General features: G+C 63.2%; 13 protein-coding genes. 11 read left to right on the top strand and 2 right to left on the bottom strand.

The genetic code is table 11. The features are described from left to right. Positions 1 to 30 precede the first annotated feature (30 nt). From ACQZ5N_RS15010 to ACQZ5N_RS14980, 7 genes are all read left to right on the top strand, one after another. Positions 31 to 831 carry an ABC transporter ATP-binding protein gene (locus ACQZ5N_RS15010; protein WP_425644964.1) on the top strand — a complete coding sequence of 267 codons (801 nt, stop codon included), beginning with the start codon at positions 31 to 33 and terminating at the stop codon, positions 829 to 831. Further along, positions 828 to 1,841 carry a FecCD family ABC transporter permease gene (locus tag ACQZ5N_RS15005; RefSeq protein ID WP_448733344.1) on the top strand — a complete coding sequence of 338 codons (1,014 nt, stop codon included), beginning with the start codon at positions 828 to 830 and terminating at the stop codon, positions 1,839 to 1,841. Before ACQZ5N_RS15010 ends, ACQZ5N_RS15005 begins: the two co-directional genes overlap by 4 nt. Before the next feature lie 11 nt (positions 1,842 to 1,852). Continuing rightward, positions 1,853 to 2,917: a FecCD family ABC transporter permease gene (locus ACQZ5N_RS15000; RefSeq protein ID WP_448733343.1), complete on the top strand. Its 1,065-nt coding sequence runs from the start codon at positions 1,853 to 1,855 to the stop codon at positions 2,915 to 2,917. 23 nt (positions 2,918 to 2,940) lie between these two features. Next, positions 2,941 to 3,894, top strand: coding sequence for an ABC transporter substrate-binding protein (locus ACQZ5N_RS14995; protein WP_020811034.1), 954 nt, complete (start codon positions 2,941 to 2,943; stop codon positions 3,892 to 3,894). A gap of 235 nt (positions 3,895 to 4,129) precedes the next feature. Continuing rightward, positions 4,130 to 4,969 (top strand): siderophore-interacting protein, encoded by an 840-nt coding sequence (locus ACQZ5N_RS14990; protein WP_448733342.1) that lies wholly within the window; start codon positions 4,130 to 4,132, stop codon positions 4,967 to 4,969. Further along, positions 4,962 to 5,240, top strand: coding sequence for a phosphopantetheine-binding protein (locus ACQZ5N_RS14985; RefSeq protein ID WP_080820544.1), 279 nt, complete (start codon positions 4,962 to 4,964; stop codon positions 5,238 to 5,240). Before ACQZ5N_RS14990 ends, ACQZ5N_RS14985 begins: the two co-directional genes overlap by 8 nt. Before the next feature lie 62 nt (positions 5,241 to 5,302). Next, positions 5,303 to 8,140: a condensation domain-containing protein gene (locus ACQZ5N_RS14980; RefSeq protein WP_448733341.1), complete on the top strand. Its 2,838-nt coding sequence runs from the start codon at positions 5,303 to 5,305 to the stop codon at positions 8,138 to 8,140. 201 nt (positions 8,141 to 8,341) lie between these two features. Here ACQZ5N_RS14980 and ACQZ5N_RS14975 read toward each other — a convergent pair whose 3' ends face one another. Both ACQZ5N_RS14975 and ACQZ5N_RS14970 read right to left on the bottom strand, forming a co-directional pair. Beyond that, complete coding sequence (locus tag ACQZ5N_RS14975; RefSeq protein WP_448733340.1) at positions 8,342 to 9,688, bottom strand: condensation domain-containing protein; 1,347 nt, start codon at positions 9,686 to 9,688, stop codon at positions 8,342 to 8,344. Between the two features lie 60 nt (positions 9,689 to 9,748). Continuing rightward, entirely contained in the window at positions 9,749 to 14,197 is a 4,449-nt protein-coding gene (locus ACQZ5N_RS14970; RefSeq protein ID WP_448733339.1) for an amino acid adenylation domain-containing protein, read from the bottom strand. Between the two features lie 81 nt (positions 14,198 to 14,278). Between ACQZ5N_RS14970 and ACQZ5N_RS14965 the strand changes: the two genes are divergently transcribed. From ACQZ5N_RS14965 to dhbA, 4 genes are all read left to right on the top strand, one after another. Continuing rightward, entirely contained in the window at positions 14,279 to 15,454 is a 1,176-nt protein-coding gene (locus ACQZ5N_RS14965; protein ID WP_196379691.1) for an isochorismate synthase, read from the top strand. Between the two features lie 18 nt (positions 15,455 to 15,472). Further along, on the top strand, positions 15,473 to 17,098 hold the full coding sequence (locus ACQZ5N_RS14960; RefSeq protein WP_448733338.1) for a (2,3-dihydroxybenzoyl)adenylate synthase: 1,626 nt from the start codon (positions 15,473 to 15,475) through the stop codon (positions 17,096 to 17,098). A gap of 95 nt (positions 17,099 to 17,193) precedes the next feature. Then, positions 17,194 to 18,063 carry an isochorismatase family protein gene (locus ACQZ5N_RS14955; RefSeq protein ID WP_448733337.1) on the top strand — a complete coding sequence of 290 codons (870 nt, stop codon included), beginning with the start codon at positions 17,194 to 17,196 and terminating at the stop codon, positions 18,061 to 18,063. A gap of 13 nt (positions 18,064 to 18,076) precedes the next feature. Beyond that, positions 18,077 to 18,832, top strand: coding sequence for a 2,3-dihydro-2,3-dihydroxybenzoate dehydrogenase (dhbA, locus tag ACQZ5N_RS14950; RefSeq protein WP_448733336.1), 756 nt, complete (start codon positions 18,077 to 18,079; stop codon positions 18,830 to 18,832). Positions 18,833 to 18,845: the final 13 nt, after the last annotated feature.

Here is an 18,845-nt window from a genome sequence, read left to right as displayed (position 1 = left end):
CTCGACGCATGGGCGCATGAATAACAGGAGTTGTATCCGGTGCTTGACGCCACGGACCTTCACGCCAGCTATGGACATGTTCCCGTCCTGCGGGGGCTTTCCGCCCGTTTCCAGAACGGCCGCGTCACCGCGCTGGTCGGCCCCAATGGCTGCGGCAAGTCGACGCTGTTGAAGACCATCATGGGTTTCGTGCCTTTGTCATCGGGGGCGATAAGGCTCGGTGAGCGTTCGATCAGCGAGATCGGACGCCGCGAACTGGCGCGGCGCATCGCCTATCTGCCGCAGGAGTGCCATTGCCCTGACTATATGACGCTCGGTGAGCTGATCGAGCTTGCCGGTTACGCCCGCTACGGTCTTGCGGGCGGCCCCACCGAACGCGACCGCGCGCTTTTTGCCGAGGCGCTGAAGACCGTCGGGCTGGAAGACAAGGCGAAAGCGCAGGTCAACACGCTTTCCGGCGGCCAGCGCCAGCGCGCCTTCATCGCCATGGTGCTGGCGCAGGATACGGACGTGATCCTGATGGACGAGCCGGTCAATCATCTCGACATGAAATATCAATATGCCGTTCTCGGCCTCGTGCGCGAACTGACGGACAGGCATGGCAAGACCGTCATCGTCGTGCTGCACGATCTCAACCTTGCCTCCACCTTCGCCGATGATGTCATCATGCTGAAAGCCGGGCGGGTTCTGGCGTCCGGGCCGGTGGAAAGAACGGTCACGCCCGAAAATGTCGCCGAGGTCTTCGATCTCGAAGCCGATATCTTCTCCCGGCAGGGGCGGCTCATCTGCGTGCCCCGGCTGGAGCGGCAGGAACAGGCCATTCCGGCATGACCCCGAAAATAACGCTGATTTTCGCCGCCGCGCTGCTGCTGGCCGCCATCCTCGCCATCAATCTGCTGGTAATGTCCGGCGACATGCCGCCTGCCGAAATCCTGGCGACGCTCTGGCGCGGCGAGGCCGACAGCTATGAGCAGTCGGTGCTTCTCTATCAGCAAATCCCACGCGCGCTGATTGCCATCTATGTGGGGGCGACTACGGCCGTCAGCGGTTGCGTGCTGCAGGGGCTTGCGCGCAATCCCCTCGCCTCGCCCTCCACCCTGGGGCTGAATGCCGGTGCGACGCTTTTTGTGATTGCCGGCGCGCTGGTGTTCGATTTCTCTCCGGAAGTACAGGGCCTTGCCGCGCTCGCAGGCGCCGGCTTCGGTTTTGCCGCCTGCTTCGTCGTCGCGCGTCTCGCCGGGCGGGCGAACGATCCGCGCGGCCTGTCGCTCATCCTTTCCGGCGCGCTGGTTTCCATGCTGCTGATCGGCGTGACCAACGCCCTGCTTCTCTCCAACCCCACACGCCGCGCCGAGTTCCTCAGCTGGGTGGGCGGCAATATCAACCACGTCTATGCCGAGCGCCTGTTCGATTTCTGGTGGATCGGCGCAATTGCGCTCGTCCTATTGTGGGCGGTCGCCCGGCCGCTGACGCTGGTTCTGCTGGGCGCGGAAAAGGCCGCCTCCGCCGGTGTGAATGTCACGCGCATTTCCCGGATCGCGCTCTTCGCCACCATGCTGGCCTCGGGTTCGGCGGTGGCGATCTGCGGCCCCATCGGCTTCGTCGGCCTCATCGTGCCGCATATGATCCGGCCGCTGGTCGGGGTGAATTTCACGCTTGCCCTGCCGGCCTCCGCGCTTGTCGGCGCGGGTCTCTGCGTGCTGGCCGATCTTGGCGCGCAAACCCTGTTTGCGCCCTATGTGGTCAATACCGGGCTGTTCATGGATCTGCTTGGCGGCCTCGTCTTCATCGTCATCGTCAAGCGCTTCTATCTGTCGCCTTCGGCGAGGGGGCTGTCATGAAGGGGGCTTTCATGAAACGGCATTTCGCCACCGACGGCAAAGCGGTGCTGCGGCTGCCGAGCGGCCTGCAGATCGGCATCGGCAATCTGAAGGCCGGCCTTGCGCTGCTTGTGCTGGCGCTGGCGCTCGCCGCCCTGTCCGTCAGCCTCGGCAATACCGAAACGGGCCTCGTCGATCTCCTGCGCGGCTTGGTGGGCGGGCATCTCGGCGACGATCAGGCCTATGCGCTGTGGACGGTGCGGCTGCCGCGCATCCTCATCGGTTTCATGGCCGGCTGGAGTGTGGCGCTGGCAGGCGCCATGCTGCAATCCGTCGCCCGCAATCCACTCGCCGATCCCGGCCTGTTCGGTCTGAGCCAGGGGTCGATGACCACCATCATGCTGCTTCTGGTGCTGGTGCCGGCCGCACCCAAGACGCTGGTGGCGCTTGCGGCCGTCGGCGGCGGTCTGGCCGTCGCCTTCCTTCTCATCGCCCTCGTCGGACGGGAACGCTCGAGCGGCCTTGCCATATTGCTGATGGGCATCGCAATTGAATCGGCGCTTTCCTCCGTTTCCTCCGTGCTTCTGCTTTACACGCCGGCCGAAACCTCGCTGTCGCTGGCCGACTGGATGGCGGGTTCGCTGTTTCAGGCCAGCTGGTCGACCATCCTCGTTTTCGCCCCCCTCTTCGCCGCAAGCCTTGTGAGCATTTTTCTCATCGGCCGGGCGCTCGCGGTCTTCGATCTCGGCAATGAAATGGCCATGGCGCTCGGTGAAACCGTCAGGCATTCGCGCCCGCTCGTCATTGTTTTTGCGGTCATCCTCAGCGCCTCCTCGGTTACCGCCGTCGGCCCGCTCACCTTCCTCGGCGTTATCGCCCCGCATCTCGCCACCTTCGTTTCGCCCGCCGTCGGTCGCGCCAGGCTTTTCCTGTCGGGGCTTACCGGCGGCATTCTGGTCGTCACCGCCGATACGCTGTCGCGCGGGCTGGTGGCCGATACGCCGATGCCGATCGGTCTTGCGCTGACGCTGATCGGCGTGCCGCTTTTCATCCTCACGCTGCGCCTTCAGGCGCTGCGCAGAACCAATAGCCACTGAAGACATCGAATAAAGGGAATGCCATGCGAATTGCCATCCTCATCGCCGCACTTCTGGCCGCCGGAACCAGCCTCGCCGCCGAGCGCAGCGTGACCGATGCCGCCGGCCGCACCGTCTCCGTTCCGGAAAAGCCGCAACGCATCGTCGTCATGCACGAGCCGCTGCTCGGCGTGCCGCTGATGGATCTCGACGCCAATGTGGTCGGCGCCTATGGCCGCAACAGCGACGGCAAATTCGCCACCGCCGTCGACTTCGTCGACACCGTTCTCGGTGAAGGCCGCACGAAACCGAAGGGTTTTGGCGCGGTCGGCCAGATCGACCTTGAAAAACTGCGGGCGCTGCAACCGGACCTGATCGTCGCCACGGAAATGGATGGCGGCAAGGCCGAACAGCTCTCCACCGTCGCCCCCGTCTATCTGCAAAAGGTCAGCACCGGCCATGCCTACGGTTTCAGCGTCGAAGAAAACCTTGCCGCCCTGGTCGGGCGAAGCGATGTCTTTGCCGAGCGCCGGAAGACCTATGACACGAAGCTCGCCGCCGTCAAAAAGACGCTGGGCGACGATATCAAGGGCAAGACCTATCTCGCGATCCTGCTGACCGACCAGATCAATGCGGTGGGCGACATGTCCGGCGCCGTGCAGGCATTGGAAGATCTGGGTTATACCCGCCTGAAGATCGACAACGCCGCCTCTTCGGGCGGCATGGGCTCGACCCTGATGATGCCGCTGAGCGCCGATGCCTTCGGCAAGCTCAATCCCGATCTGCTGGTGGTGATGAACAGCTATACCAGCCCCGCCCGCGGCGAGGCCGGAACGCGCGCCGCCCTTGAAAAGATCATTCCCGGCTGGGAGCGTTTCGTAAAACCGGCGCGCGAGAAAAGGATCGTTTTCCTCGATTCCACCAGGGTCACGACACCTTCCATTCCGAGCGCCCTGCACACATTGAATGAAGTGGAAAGCTGGGCAGGCCGCCGCTGAACGGCGTTATCCAAAGCCAATCCCGGCACGATTTATGTGCCGGGTATAAACTTGAGTTTTTGGAGAAAGTTATATTGCCGGGGCCGAAACCGCCTGTTATGGTTCGCGCATCTTGACGCAACGACGCCGGAATATCGCGCCGGATGAGATTCCCAACGCGCGATCCGTCCGGCACGCCGATCCGGGACAGCGAGACCGCCGAACCCGTCGGCGATATCCCAGGAAAGACAACAGCATGAGCATGCCAGAAACCATAGATTCCCCTATTCCGGACCGCACTCCCAAACGCCATCGCCACGCCGTCGCGCTGCGCGCGCTCAATGTCGCGCGCGTCGAAAAGCTCAGCCGGTCCATGGTCCGCATCGTCCTGACCGGGCCGGAAGTGGAGGGCTTTGCGAGCCTCGGTTTCGACGACCACGTCAAGATGTTCTTTGCCCAGCCCGGCGAAACCGAACCGAGCCTGCCGGTGATCGGCCCGAACGGCATTGAATTCCCGGAAGGCGCGCCGCGCCCGCTGGCGCGCGACTACACGCCGCGCAGCTTCGACGCCGAAAAGGGCGAACTCGCCATCGATTTCGCCACCCATCACGACGGCCCCGCCAGCAACTGGGCGAAAGCCGCCAAAGCGGGTGACAGGGCATGGATCGCCGGCCCGCGCGGCTCTTTCACCGTTCCCTTTACCTACGACTGGCATCTGCTGATCGCCGACGATACCGGCCTTCCCGCGCTGGCGCGGCGGCTGGAGGAAATGCCTGAGGGCACCCGCGTCGTGGCGCTGATCGAGGTAGAGACGGATGCCGACCGTCTTGAACTCAAGACGAAGGCGGATGCGTCTATCGTCTGGGTGACGCAGAAGACGGAAAACGGAACCGACCACAACGCGCTGGCGGGCGCGCTGCGCAAGCTCGACCTGCCGAAGGGCGATTTCTTCAGCTGGGTTGCCTGCGAATCGAAGGCTGCAAAGGAGGTTCGCGCCCTTCTGGTCGAAGAATTCGGCGCCAACCCCAAATGGACTCGCGCTTCCGGTTACTGGCGGCGCGGCGCCAGCGGCGTTCACGATCATTTCGATGAATGAACCGGCAATCGCGGCGGACGCCATGCCGGAGGCGGAAACGATGATGACGGAACTCAAGGCCCTTATCGCCAGGGTTCTCGACGATGAAGTGCGCGACATCGAACCGGGGGACAACCTGTTCGGTCGCGGGCTTCATTCGCTTGCCCTCATGCGGCTGATGCCGCCGCTTTCCCAGCTTGCCGGGACACGGCTCGATTATGACGATCTGGCCCGGCGGCCCACGCTTGCCGCCTGGCAGGCGCTCATCGAACGGTCGCGCGCGGGACATTGATCCCACGACACAGCACTTTTCGCGCCGGAGCGCGATTCCCGAATATTTCCAAGGAGAGGACCATGGCAGCAGACAATACGCGTATGCTCGCACGTCGCATCGAAGAAACTTTCGACAGGGGAGATGCAGCCCCGCCGAGCCAATACGAAGAACGGGTCTGGTTCGAGCAGTTTCAGGATCCCGATCAGGTCTTCCGCGCCCTTCACGCCTATCGCATCGGTGAAGAGTGCGATCTGCTGCGTCTGACCTCGGCGCTGAAGACGGTTTGCGAGGTCTGGCCCGAACTTCGTGCACGCTTTGCCTTCGGCGAGGACGGCACGCTTGCCAAGAGCATCGAGGCCCCGTCCGCATCCATCGTGCAGCTGCTGCATGTTCCATCGGCAGGCGAGGCCCTGACCTTGCTGCACGACCTGCAGGCAAGGCCCTTCGATGCCGAGACCGACCCGCCGTTTCAGGCCGTCGTGCTCTTAAGCGAAGGAGAAATCCTGCTGGCATTTCTGGTCCACGGCCTGCTTGGCGAAGTCCTCTCGCCGCAAATCCTGCTGGAAGGCATTACGGCGGCCTATGCCGGTGAGACACCGAAACCGCTTTCGCCGCGCGTGGTCGAAAGTAACAGTGTCGACCCGCTTCCGCTCGGCTGGCTGCAACGTCCGGCCTCCGGCTCGACCGTCGTGGCGCTGCGGCAAAACGGGATCGACAGGCCGGCGAGCCACAGCCACGGCGTCGATCTTCCCGCCACCCTGCTCGGCCTCAACAGCTCCACGGCAGCGAATGCGCTTCTGGCCCGCGCCGGATCGCGTTTTGCCCTTTTCCTGGCGAAAAACGGCGGTCCCGAGACAGTAACCCTGCGCCTGCAGCCCGGCGTCGGCGCTTCGATGCCGATGTCAGCTGAGGCTGCGGCACGGGTAGCGGTCTCCCGCGACCAAACGCCCGAACAGGCTGAAAAAGCCGTGCTGTCCGGTCTGGAGCAGCGAAATGACAATGAAGGCGGAACCGCCACCTTCACGCTGCAGGCGCTTGCGACACCCGTTCAGGCCATATCGGAGCATGGGCTCCAGTTTGAGCACCTGCCCCTGCCCTCCCTGCAATCCGGTCTCGGCCTGACGCTTGCCGCCGGTCCGACAGCCGCCGGCGACATCCGCCTCGAACTGACGGGCGGCAGGGAGACCTCGCCGCATGCGACAGCCTTCCTGCTGGAGCGCTTCGTCAGCCATCTCGAAGGCGGTGCGGATTTTTCCGGCATCGTCCCTCAAAATGCCGCGACAGCACCGCAGCAGGCAGCCCTTTCGCCCGCTGCTTCCGGTGAGAACGACGACGACACCGTCGCAACGATCCTTGCGGAATTCCGTGAAGCGCTCGTCTCGCCCGACATGGGGCCGGATGACGATTTCTTCGATTTCGGCGGCCATTCGCTGATTGCGACGCGCATCATCGGACGACTTCTCAGCAATCACGGCATCGAGCTGCGCTTCAACGACCTGTTCAGCTATCCGACCGCCGCCTCGCTCGCAAAACAGGCGACCCGGCTCGAAACCGCAGCACCCGCGCAGGCGCAGGCGACCGCGAGCGGCTCGCTCACCGCACCGCTTTCGCTGGCGCAGATGTCGCTCTGGAAGGCCTATGCCGCCTTCGGTTTCGGCGAAATCTTCAACATTCCCTTCGCGCTCGATTTCCTCGATCCGGTGGATGAGAATGCCTTCGAATGCGCCTTCCTCGATATCATCGAGCGCCATCCCGGCCTGCGGACCCATTTCTACGTCGAAGACGATACGGTTCTGCAGAAGATCGTGCCGATGCATGACCTGCCCGGTTACAAATGGTTCTGGACCAGCGAAGAAAGCAAAGGTGTGGACCGGCACGCGGAGGCCGGCTGGCGGTTCGATCTTGCGCATGAACTGCCGATGCGGCTGCGCTTCCTTAAGGATGCGCAGAGCGGCCGCCAGGTGCTTTCCTTCCTCTTCCATCACATCGTGCTCGACGAATGGTCGGTGAACCTGATGATGGACGAGCTGACCGAAGCCTATCGGGCAAGGGCGGCGGGCAAGGCTCCGGTCTTTGCCACCAAGCCGGCGCCCTTCCATGAATTTGCGAGAAAACAGGTCGCGTCAGGCGTCAATGCCGGCCACCTTGCCTATTGGACCGATATGCTGCGGGATGCGCCGAAAGGCCTTACCCTCAACGGACAGGACGGCACGCCGCACGAGGCATCGCAGGACGAAGCACCTGCAGGCGGCTGGATCGAGTTCAAGCTCGAAAAACATGTCAGCGACGGGCTTTACGCCATTGCCAAGCAGAACAGCGCCTCGCTGTTCAACGTGGTCTATGCCGCCATCGCCGCATCGCTGCGCCATCTCGGCGGGCTGCGCGATCTCGTGGTCGGCACCTCGGCTTCGGGCCGCACCGATAGCGGTTATTTCGATACGATCGGCTATTTCACCACGGTTGTCGCCCATCGCGTGCGTTTCGGCGAGACAATGACCGTCGGCGACCTGATTTCTTCGGTGAAGAACACCATCAACGGCTCGCTGGAACATAGCGAAATCCCGATCGATCTCGTCGAGGAAGCGCTGGGCATGACGCCCGGCCGCGACCATCTGTTCGAGGTCTTCATCCAGATCCACGCCAAGAACAAGCTGAACGGCACCCTTGCCGGGCCGGATGGCAAGCCGGTGGAGTTCCGCCAGATCGACCCCGACAAGCATGAATCCATGCTGGGGCTGCAATTCGAGGTGATGGAAGAGACGATCGGCGGCGAGCGTTCCATTCGCGTGCTGATGAGCTACCGTTCGGACCGCTACGGCCCGCAGGACGTCGAGCGGCTGCGCAACACCACCAGCGGCGTCTTCAGCCGCTTTGCCGAAGCCGGCGCTTCGAGCCGCGTGCTGACAACGCTCGCCTGAGCTGGACTTGGGCAGGGAAAACCCGGCTTCGCCTTAGCGGAGCCGGGTTCAATTTGTTGGCAAAATCCTGAAAGCCCACCTCCGTCATGCTCGGGCCTGTCCCGAGCATCTGCAGCGCCTCGACTTATTGGACGTGATTAGATCCTCGGCACAAGGCCGAGGATGACGTAGAGTATTGGGTAAGCGTTATCGGCCTTCCCCTCAAACCGCCAGACGGAATGCCGTGGACGCCTCTGCCGCCACAAGCGTCAGCGCCTCTTCGCGCAGCATCGCATCGAGGAACAATGGCAACTCCTCGCGGTAACGGGCGAAATCCTCCGCTTGCGTCAGCGCCGAATCCGCATCGATATGCAGGTTCAACTCGCTGCCGTCATCTTCGCCACGGAAGGTCAGGTTGAACCCGTCGCCGGGACCGTTGGCGAGGATGTGCCTGATAACGGTAAGCCCGGCAAAGACCGGCGCGCTGAAGGGCAGGACATTGATGAGCGGCGAGAAGAAGAAGCGCCGGCCCTTCGGGATTTCCCGGTCGGCGGCGATCTGCTCGATGCGGTAGCGGCCATGCAGGCGCTGCTTTCGCAGATCGGCGGCGTTGCGCGTCAGAAATGCGCCGAGGCTCTCGCCCGGCTCGATGGTGAGATGGAAGGGCAAAATATTGACGAGCATGGCCGGCATATGCGCGCCGACGCTGCCCCAGCGGCTCATGAAGGGCAGCCACAATGTCAGCACATTGCGATCCGGCCGCGGCAGGACACGGTGGAGATAGAGGCCGGATAGCAGCACCAGAAGGTCCGGCCAGCCGATCTCCATTGCGCCCGCCACCTGTTGCAACCGCGTGCTGAAACCCTGCGGCAAGGCCGCGTCCGTATGCAGACCGCCGCCGCCATAGTCCTCGCAATCCTTGTCCAGCACCGGCAGATCGGCGGGTGCGGCAAGATAGGCCGCCCAGAAATCGCGGTCCTTTTCAAAACGCCGGCTTTGTTTGTAGGCATCCTCTTCGGCAAGGAAATCGCCGAAGGGGTGGAAATCCGGACCCGCTTCACCCTTGCCGCAATAGTGCCCGTAAAGCTGGCCGCAGCGCTGCTCAACCAGCGTCAGGCCATAACCATCCACGACGATATGATGGGCGCGGATGTACCAGAGATAACGATCGTCGGCGATACGGTAGAGCAGCTGCGCCGAAAGCCTGTCGGTTCTGAGATCGAGCCTTGCTTCCACATCCGCGTTCATGCGCCGCAGCGCCTCCTCCAGGGGAGCGGAATCGCCGCGGAGATCGACAAGCTCCACCACCGGGGCATGGCTCGGGTCGCAGCATTGCTGCGGCGTCTCGTCATCGTCGCCGATACGGAAACGGATCGACAGGACTTCGGAATCGCGCACGGTGCGTTTGATCGCCTGAAGGAGCGCGCTTTCATTCACCGCACCGGAAAGATCGATGTAATGGGCGACGGTGGAAACCGGCTCGTCGGGATGGAAGGAAAACTCCTCCCAGAAATCGAGTTGCGGCTGCGTCAGTGGAAGCCAGCCGCCGGCAGGATCGATATGCGCCATCTGTTTTTCCTTGCACAATTTCCGTTATCGGGCGCGAAGTGCCGCCCGAAATGATTGGGTTCACGCCGCCCGGGCGGCCAGGAGCGAAGTCACCTGTCTGGCATTGCGGCACCGCAAAAGCTGCTGCGGTGTGAGCTCCACGCCGAAGGCAGTGCGGATTTCAGCCGAGACGGTTTTCAGATGCGAAGGCAGAAGACCGAGCGCCAGCAGGTCGCTGTTCGCATCCACATTCGCCGGTTTTTTACCCAGCACGCCGAGATAGATATCCAGCACCCGGCGGTCGCCCTGATCGACGGCGGGAGCCGCAGGGGCGGAGATTTTTGCCGGTTCCGCAGCACCTGTCAGCAATTCGCGGGCGCGACGGCGATCCGGCTTGCCATTGGCCGAAAGCGACAGATCGTCAACCTTGAGAAACCGGCCGGGCACATGCGATTCCGGCAGATGCTGGCGGGCAAAATTGCGCAGATCGGCGGTCGAGAGTTCAGGGCCCGGTGCAACGACGTACAGCACGCCGATGGCCGCCTCGCCCTTTTGTTCGACGCCGTAATCCACCACCAGAACGCGCTGGATGGAAGGATGACGGATAAGCTCGTTTTCCACATCCGGCAGCGAAACGCGCACGCCGCGCACCTTGACGTAACCATTGACGCGGCTGGCAAACATGATCTTGCCATCCGGCCGGTAACGGCCCCGGTCTCCGGTGCGGAAGGCGCGCACGGGGTTTCCTTCCGGATCGGCAACCGTCACGAAATCCGTCTGGGTAATCGCGCCATCTTCGAGATAGCCGATAGCGACATTCACGCCGGCCGTATGGATGCGGCCGACGACACCGGCCGGGCAATGGCCGCCCTGATCGTTGAGGACGAAATAACGATTGGCGGGCAGCGGGTGGCCATAGGGCACGGCTGCCACGTCTTCGGCTACGATCTCGTGCCAGATGCTCCAGATCGTCGTTTCAGTCGGCCCGCCAAGCGATATCAACCGCAGGCCGGGCTTCAATCTGCGAAGCTCTTCGATGATCATCGGCTTGATGTAATCGCCGCCCTGCGCGACGAGCCGCAGCGAGGCAAGCTGGTCGCCACGGCGGCAGGAGAGAAGCATTTCGAGGATGGCCGGCACCGAGCACCAGAGCGTGACGCCATGTTCGGCCACCAGCTCGTTCCAGCGCACCGCATCCTTTTCCTCTCCCGGTTCCGGCAGCACCAGGGTCGCTCCCGCGACGAGCGCGCCGAAAACATCGAAGACGGACATGTCGTGATGCAGCGGCGTGACGGAGATGAACACATCGCCATCCGTCACCGCCCATTCCGCAAGCGTGCTGCCGATGACATTGGCCGTGGCGCGGTTGGAAAGCACGACGCATTTCGGTTTGCCCGTCGTGCCGGAAGTGTAGAGATAATAGGCAGGCTCCTCGCTTTTGGAAAGCGCCGCCACCTCCGCCATGGTAACGGGTGCGCCAGCCGGTGCGGGCGCGGACAGAAGCTCCGCCGGATCGACAGCGTCGAAACCCTGCGGAACGCTGCGGGCGACGATGACGGCCGGGCGGCAGTTGGTCAGCAGATAGCGCAGGCGATCTTCCGGCGAGCCGGCATCGACCGGCACCCAGACCGCACCCATCAGCGCTGCGGCGAGCGTGATGGCCGTATGTTCCGGGCTGCGTGGCAGGCACACGGCCACGACATCGCCCCGGCCGATGCCGCGCGCCTTGAGGCCCGCCATCGCCCCTGCCACCATCTGACCGAGTTCGCCATAGGCAATACGCCGCTTGCCGCTGACGAGCGCCGTGCGCGACGGGTCGCCCTCGAAAAGATGGCCGGCGATCCGTTCCAGAAATGGCGGGCAGACGAAGTTTCCTTCGTCGCCGTTCAGCCGGTAGTGGGACAGGTCGACAATATCGCGTGTGTTGAAGGAGAAAGCGCCGCTATTGGCGATCCCGGCAATCGCACGCTCGATGGCGGCGAGAATATCCGCCACCGTCGCCGCATCGATCGCCTGCTCGGCATAGTCGATATCGAGGATGAGATCGCCCTGCGGATTCTGCGAAAAGCGGAAATCCAGCGCCACCTGCGGCGTCTGGGTAAGCCCGCCGGTCCATTGCATCGTCGATTCGGATGAAAGCGTCGGCCAGGTCAGACCGTTGGTGATCACCACCGGCAAGGCCAGCCCGCCCGGATTGGCATTGAGAAGCACACGATTGAGATCGATACCCGAAAAGGCGAGATGGTTCAGCCCTTCCAGCACATCCGTCTGGAGGCCTGCCGCCCGCTCCGCAAAGCTATTCTTGGCCGCATCCCATTGGACGGCGATGAAGCTGGAGCGGTTGGCGAAGGCGCCTTCCACCTGCGGCGCGACGGGAATGCCGACGACGAGCGCGCCTTCGTTGAGCCAGAGCGAGAGCACATCGAGGATAACGGCCGTCAGCGCCGAATTCTTGAACAGCCGCTCTTTCGCGCCGGTGCGTGAAAAGGCGGTGAAACGCTGTTTTTCGACAGTCAGGCTCTGGCGGCTGTAACGCGAGGTGGGAATGGTTTCGAGCGGTGCTTTCCACGGCAGTTGCGAGGGCACCTCGGCATCTTTCAACTTTTCAGCCCAATAGGCGGCATCCCCGGCACGGGCCGCCGAGATATCCTCCTTCGGCGTTTCGACCGTTGCGGCGGCTTCCGGCGGCACGACACCGTCGAAGAGTTCCGCCGCGAGGCTGGCAATGGCCCGCCCATCAAGGATAAGCGCGTCGAAACGCAGGAAGACCACGACCTTGTGTCCCGTCGGCCCTGCATCCGGCATAAGAAACACCGTGACCTGCCATGGCGAGGTTGCGAGATCGAAATGTGCATGGGAAAAATCCCGTCGCACCGCGTCGATCCTTGCCTCGGCTTGCGGAAGAGACAGGGCCGAAAGATCGACGAGATCGAGATTGATCTTCGGCTCATCGCAGACCATCTGCACCAGCCGTCGCTCATCGATGCGGGTGCGCAGGCTTTCATGTCTCGCGACCATCGCGGCAAGCCGCGACCGCAGCAGTTCCGGGTCGATATCGCCGCGATATTCGCGGAACTCCTGCATCGCCACGCCGCTCAGCGGCAGATGGGTGCCGCGCCCGAGCAGATAGGCCTGTTGCAGGGGTGAGAGAGGACGTTCCATGGGTTTTCCTTTTGCCTCGGCTGCCGTTTCCGACCGCTGCGCGACCAAACGCTCCACGCTTTCGCAAGCGAGATCGGGGCTTTCCGCGATCCGGCGAAGAAGAGCGACGTAGGTTTCGAACAAGGCGCGCAGCCAGCGCTCCGGCAGCGCATCGAGCCGCACATCCCAGTTGATCAGCAACCCGCCATCCACCGCCGCCACCTGCGCATCCAGCGCCACCCCCGGCCCCTGCGAGACGGTGTGGACCATCGGACCGAACACCCGCCCGACCCGTTCCGAAAACAGCTCCCCACCCGGAAGATCGACGCCTGCGGTGAAAACCACCGGCGAGGTCTGCAAACCACCGCGCTGGCGGGAGAGATCACGCATGACGCTAACGCCCGGATAGGACTGGTGCGCGAGAAGCCCGTTCATCTCATCGAACAGCCTGCCAAGCAGCGCCTCGAGCGTTTCTTCAGACCTGATATCGACGCCGAGCACGAGCACGTTGGAAAATTCGCCGACGATCTCATCGACCCTTTCCACCAGCGGCGCGCGCCAGAAACCCGGCACGGAAAGCCGGAATTTTTCCGCCCCCGACGCCTGCGACAGCGCCAGTGCGAAAACACCGAGCAGAAGGGTCGACGTCGTCACGGAAAAACGCCGCGCTGTCCGCTCCAGGCTGCTGCGCTCCGCCGCAGAAAGCAGCGTGGCGAGCCGGTCCGTGTGAACGGCGCGCGAGGGGTCATCGGACAGAAACGGCAGCGGCGGAGCGTCCGGAACATAGGCAAGCCGTTGTCGCCACCACAGGCGGTCCCTTTCGCGCAAGCCCCGCAAGTCCGGATCGGACATGAGACGTTCCGCCCAGTCGAAAAACGACGGAGTTACCGGTTCGAAAGTCCGGGTTTCGTCTGCGCCTGACGCCGTCTCGTAAAAGCGGGCAAGGTCTTCCATCACGATCCGCACGCTGGCCGGATCGACGGCCAGCATGTCTGTGTCCACATGCAGACGGCAACGTCCCTCCGGCAACAGGCTGAGCGAGATCGCCGCCGGTGCGGCAATGCGTAGATCGGCCCGGCGATGGCTCCATTCCTCGCGCTTCGCCTCAAGACGGCGTGCAAGCACCTCCGAATCGAGCGCAGCCATGTCCTCCACATCGAGGCGGAGCGGCCGGCAGGCAGGATCGACGGACTGATGGCCTTCAGCATCGATCCTGAGGCTCAGCATGGGGTGACGCCGGCAGAGCCTTTCCACGGCAACGGCCAGTTTTTCCGCATCCACCGCCTGCCCGTCGAATTCGAGGTAGAGATGCGGCGTAACTTTCCCGAGTATTCCATCCGCCTCGCGGCCGACCCAATAGGCCACCTGCATGGGGGTTAAATTTAGCATGTGAATTTGAACCGGTTGACAAAACATGATTAGCATACTCAAGTATAAGCCATCGTCAACCACTCGCACAGGAGGCATCCCATGAAAACGGGAGCACTCAGGACGAATGACGTCGAATCCGACGAAATTACTGAATTTAATAGAGAATTTCTGTTTACTTCCGGCAGCGGGCAATTGCGCGCCAAGGGCATTCGCGAAAAGATAGCGATTCCCGCCCGGGGCGGCGAAGACATTGCCAGCCCGCTGCAGCAGGCACTGGCCGGCGCGTTCGAGCGTGCGCAGCGGGAGGGACAGGAGAACCCCATCGCCATCGGCGCGATCCCCTTCGATGTCAGCGAACCTTCATGCCTGTATATTCCATACAACTATGAATGGAATTCCAAGGATGCAGAACCGATCGTCGCCGATTCGGCCATGCCCGCACTTGTCGGCCAGAACAGCCTGCCGGACGAGAGCGGTTTCAAGCATGCCGTCGAACATGCCATCGTCAATTTCCGCCATTCCGAAGTCCGCAAGGCGGTGCTTTCCGTCATGCGTGAACTGACTTTCGCCTCCGAGGTCAATGTCGAAAGATTGCTGGCGAGCCTCGCCAAACAGAACCGCGAAGGTTACCAGTTCCGCATTCCGCTGCCCGATGGCGGCGACCTGATCGGCGTCAGCCCGGAACTCCTGATTCGCAAGCAGGGCGAGAAAATCATCTCGAACCCACTGGCGGGATCGGCAAAACGCATGGTCGATCCGGCGGCGGACAAGGCCAATGCGGATCGGCTCTCGGCCTCGGAAAAGGATCATTACGAGCATAGCCTCGTCATCGAGGATATCCGCTCGCTGCTTTCGCCGGTCTGCGCGGAACTCGATGTTCCCGAAAAACCCTCCCTCATCAACACGGCGGCACTCTGGCATCTTTCGACCCGCATCGAAGGCCGTCTCGCCGATCCGGAAACCAATGCGCTGCAGCTTGCCTGCCTGCTGCACCCGACGCCAGCCGTCTGCGGCTTCCCCACCGAGCGCGCCCATCGCCTCATCCGCTTCGTCGAGCCTTTCGAGCGCGGCCTCTTCACCGGCATGGTCGGCTGGACGGATTCGCAAGGGAATGGCGAATGGGTGGTGACGATCCGTTGCGGCACCGTGCAGCGGGAAACCGTGCGGCTCTTCGCCGGCGCGGGCATCGTGGAGGCCTCGGAGCCCGAATCCGAATGGGCCGAGGTGCAGACCAAGCTCAAGACCATGCTGAACGCCTGCGGTCTTGCGGCCTAATTTTTCCAGGGACAAACCATGACAATCGAATTCCAACGCTGGCCCGAGGATTTCGTTCGCCGATACCGCGAACGCGGCTACTGGATCGACCGGCCGCTGAGCGGCATTCTCGCCGAACAGGTGGAGCGCCGGCCGGATGCGACTGCGCTGATCTGCGGCGACCGTCGTTTCAGCTATGCCGATCTCGACCGGCAATCCTCCAATCTGGCCGGACATCTCTCCGCCGCAGGCATCGGCAGGGGTGATACGGCGCTGGTGCAATTGCCGAACATAGCCGAGTTCTATCTCGTCTTTTTCGCGCTCATCAAAATCGGCGCCGCCCCCGTCAACGCGCTTTTCAGCCATCGCCGGCTGGAAATGACCTCCTATGCGGAGCAGATCGCGCCGAAGCTGGTGATCGCCTCGCGCAGCCACGAGCTTTTCGCCGATGACGCATTTGTGGAGGCGCTGAAGGCGGCCTCTCCAAAGCTTGCCGTGACCCTGCTGCTCGGCGAAACCGATCCGCAGCGCAGCCTGGAGCAGAAGCTGGCCGCCCCGGCCGAAAATCCACCGGCTTACGCCCCTTCGGCGGCCGATGAGGTGGCGCTGTTCCAGCTTTCCGGCGGCAGCACCGGAACGCCGAAACTGATCCCCCGGACGCATAACGACTACGACTACAGCGCCCGGGCCAGCGCGGAGATTTGCGAACTTTCGCCGCAGACCCGCTTCCTCTGCGCCATTCCGGTGGCGCATAATTACCCGATGAGCTCACCCGGCGCGCTCGGCGTGTTCCACGCCGGCGGTGCCGTGGTCATGGCCGCCAATCCGGAGCCGCTTGCCTGCTTCGATCTGATCGAAAAACACGGCGTCGACATCGTGCCGCTGGTGCCGCCGGCGGTGGCGCTGTGGCTGCAGGCGGCTCCCGCCCATCGCGAACGGCTGAAATCCCTCAAACTCCTGCAAGTCGGGGGCGCAAGCTTCGCCGAAGCGCTCGCCCGCCAGGTGCCGGAGGTGCTGGGCTGCGACCTGCAGCAGGTGTTCGGCATGGCGGAAGGTCTGGTGAACTATACCCGCTTCGGGGACCCCGACCATATCGTCTTCACCACGCAAGGCCGGCCGATCAGCCCGGATGACGAAATCCGCATCGTCGACGAGGACGGCAACGACGTGCCCGAGGGCGAAGCCGGCATGCTGGCGACCCGTGGCCCCTACACGTTCCGGGGCTATTACCGCGCGCCCGAACACAGCGCCCGGGTCTTCGACAAGGATGGTTTCTATTATTCCGGCGACGTCGTGCAGCGCACGCCCGAAGGTTATCTGCGGGTCGTTGGCCGGGTGAAGGACCAGATCAATCGCGGCGGCGAAAAGGTCGCTTCGGAAGAGGTGGAAAACCTGATCCTGCGGCATCCGGATGTGACGCACGCGGCGCTTGTGGCGATGCAGGACGAACTTCTCGGCGAAAAAAGCTGCGTCTTCGTCGTATCCCGCAATCCCGCGCTTAAGGCGCCGGCGATCCGCCAGCATCTCGCCGGTCTCGGCGTCGCGGATTACAAGCTGCCGGACCGCGTGCGCTTCATCGAGGCCATGCCGCTCACCGCCGTCGGCAAGATCGACAAGAAGCGCCTTCGCGACTTGTTGACAGCCCCCGTCGCCATCAGCGCCTGACACGCAGCGCCAATCGAAAGGGACGCTCAAAAGGGCGTCCCCATTCCAAAGATTACGCGCCGCCCAAGCCGGCGCAGCACAAAACCGAGGTCATCATGACGATCCCCACCATTTCCGACTATCCGATGCCGGTCGCCGCGAGCTTTCCGGCCAACAAGACAAAATGGCAGCCCGATGCGAAACGCGCCGTACTGCTCATTCACGACATGCAGCGTTATTTCCTGCGGTTCTACGAGGCCGACGGCAAGCTGATGACCACCCTCATCGACAATCTCGCCAAGGTGAAGGCATGGGCCGTAGAGAACGGCGTGCCGGTCATCTATACCGCCCAGCCGCATAACCAGCCGCCGGGCGACCGCGCGCTCCTGAACGACATGTGGGGACCGGGTCTCACCGTCGTCGATCCGGAATTGCAGAAGGTGGTCGACAAGCTCGCGCCGACGCCCGACGACGTGGTGTTGACCAAATGGCGCTACAGCGCCTTCCAGCGCTCCGATCTTGCTGAGCGCATGAAAGGCTGGGGCCGAGACCAGATCATCGTCGGCGGGGTTTACGCCCATATCGGCTGCATGATGACGGCGGTGGAAGCCTTCATGAAGGATATTCAGCCCTTCATGATCGGTGACGGCGTCGCCGATTTTTCCGAGGCCGAGCACCGCATGGCGCTGCAATATGTGGCGACGCGCTGCGGCGTGGTGATCGACACCGCAAGCCTTGTCGGCGCAAGCGAGGCCACCGGCACCCGCGAATGGCTGAAAGCCCGCGTCCTGCAGATGGTGGAGGATGAAAGCGACATCGACCCCGATGAAAACCTCATCTTCTACGGGCTGGATTCGCTGCAGGTGATGAAGCTCGCCGGCGAATTGAAGGAGCGCGGTGTCACCGTCGGCTTCGATGAGCTTGCGCGTGTGCCGACACTTTCCGCCTGGTGGGCGCTGATCGAAGAAAAGCGGCTCGCAGCCTGAGCGGACGGACAAGATGACGCAACAGAGATTTACCGGGCAGCGCGTGCTGGTGACGGGCACGGCCCAGGGCATCGGCCGCCGCATCGCCGAACGTTTCATCGAGGAAGGGGCCGAGGTCATCGGCCTCGACCTTCTGGCCGACACAGTGGGGGCCCCCTTCCGCCAGATCGCGCTCGACATCACCGACGCGACGGCGGTGGAGACGGTCTGCAAGGCGATAGAGAGCGAATGGGACGGGCTCGATATTCTGGTCAATGCCGCCGGCATTTTACGGCTCGGCGACAGCGAGAGCCTGACGCCGGCGGACTGGAAAGCCTGCATGGATGTCAACGCCGCCGGGCCGTTCTATATGATGCGGCAATGGAGCGGCACCTTCAAGCGGCAGAGGCGAGGCGCCATCGTGAACGTCGGCTCCAACGCCGCCGTCGTGCCGCGCATCGGCATGATGGCCTATTGCGCCTCCAAGGCGGCGCTGGTCAGCCTCAGCCATTGCGCCGCCCTTGAGCTTGCGCCCTATGGCGTGCGCTGCAATGTCGTCTCCCCCGGCTCCACCGATACGCCGATGCTGGCCGGCATGCTGAACGATCCCGCCGGCAGAGACCGGCTGGTCGCCGGCCTGCCCGAGCAGTTCAAGCTCGGCATCCCACTCGGCAAGATCGCGAGGCCGGACGATATAGCCGATACGGTGCTGTTTCTCGCCTCCGATCAGGCCGGCCATGTGACGATGCAGCAGATCGTGGTCGATGGCGGCGCGACGCTTGCGGCCTGAACGGGAGCGGGAT

Source organism: Agrobacterium sp. 22-221-1 (genome assembly GCF_053522445.1).
The sequence above is the reverse complement of the archived record's forward strand: the minus strand, read 5'-3'. Positions and strand labels throughout refer to the sequence as shown.

Coding starts and splice junctions, on each gene's coding strand:
- ACQZ5N_RS15005 (WP_448733344.1), top strand. CDS start 828: ATGACCCCGAAAATAACGCTGATTTTCGCCGCCGCGCTGCTGCTGGCC.
- ACQZ5N_RS15000 (WP_448733343.1), top strand. CDS start 1,853: ATGAAACGGCATTTCGCCACCGACGGCAAAGCGGTGCTGCGGCTGCCG.
- ACQZ5N_RS14995 (WP_020811034.1), top strand. CDS start 2,941: ATGCGAATTGCCATCCTCATCGCCGCACTTCTGGCCGCCGGAACCAGC.
- ACQZ5N_RS14990 (WP_448733342.1), top strand. CDS start 4,130: ATGAGCATGCCAGAAACCATAGATTCCCCTATTCCGGACCGCACTCCC.
- ACQZ5N_RS14985 (WP_080820544.1), top strand. CDS start 4,962: ATGAATGAACCGGCAATCGCGGCGGACGCCATGCCGGAGGCGGAAACG.
- ACQZ5N_RS14980 (WP_448733341.1), top strand. CDS start 5,303: ATGGCAGCAGACAATACGCGTATGCTCGCACGTCGCATCGAAGAAACT.
- ACQZ5N_RS14975 (WP_448733340.1), bottom strand. CDS start 9,688: ATGGCGCATATCGATCCTGCCGGCGGCTGGCTTCCACTGACGCAGCCG.
- ACQZ5N_RS14970 (WP_448733339.1), bottom strand. CDS start 14,197: ATGCTAAATTTAACCCCCATGCAGGTGGCCTATTGGGTCGGCCGCGAG.
- ACQZ5N_RS14965 (WP_196379691.1), top strand. CDS start 14,279: ATGAAAACGGGAGCACTCAGGACGAATGACGTCGAATCCGACGAAATT.
- ACQZ5N_RS14960 (WP_448733338.1), top strand. CDS start 15,473: ATGACAATCGAATTCCAACGCTGGCCCGAGGATTTCGTTCGCCGATAC.
- ACQZ5N_RS14955 (WP_448733337.1), top strand. CDS start 17,194: ATGACGATCCCCACCATTTCCGACTATCCGATGCCGGTCGCCGCGAGC.
- dhbA (WP_448733336.1), top strand. CDS start 18,077: ATGACGCAACAGAGATTTACCGGGCAGCGCGTGCTGGTGACGGGCACG.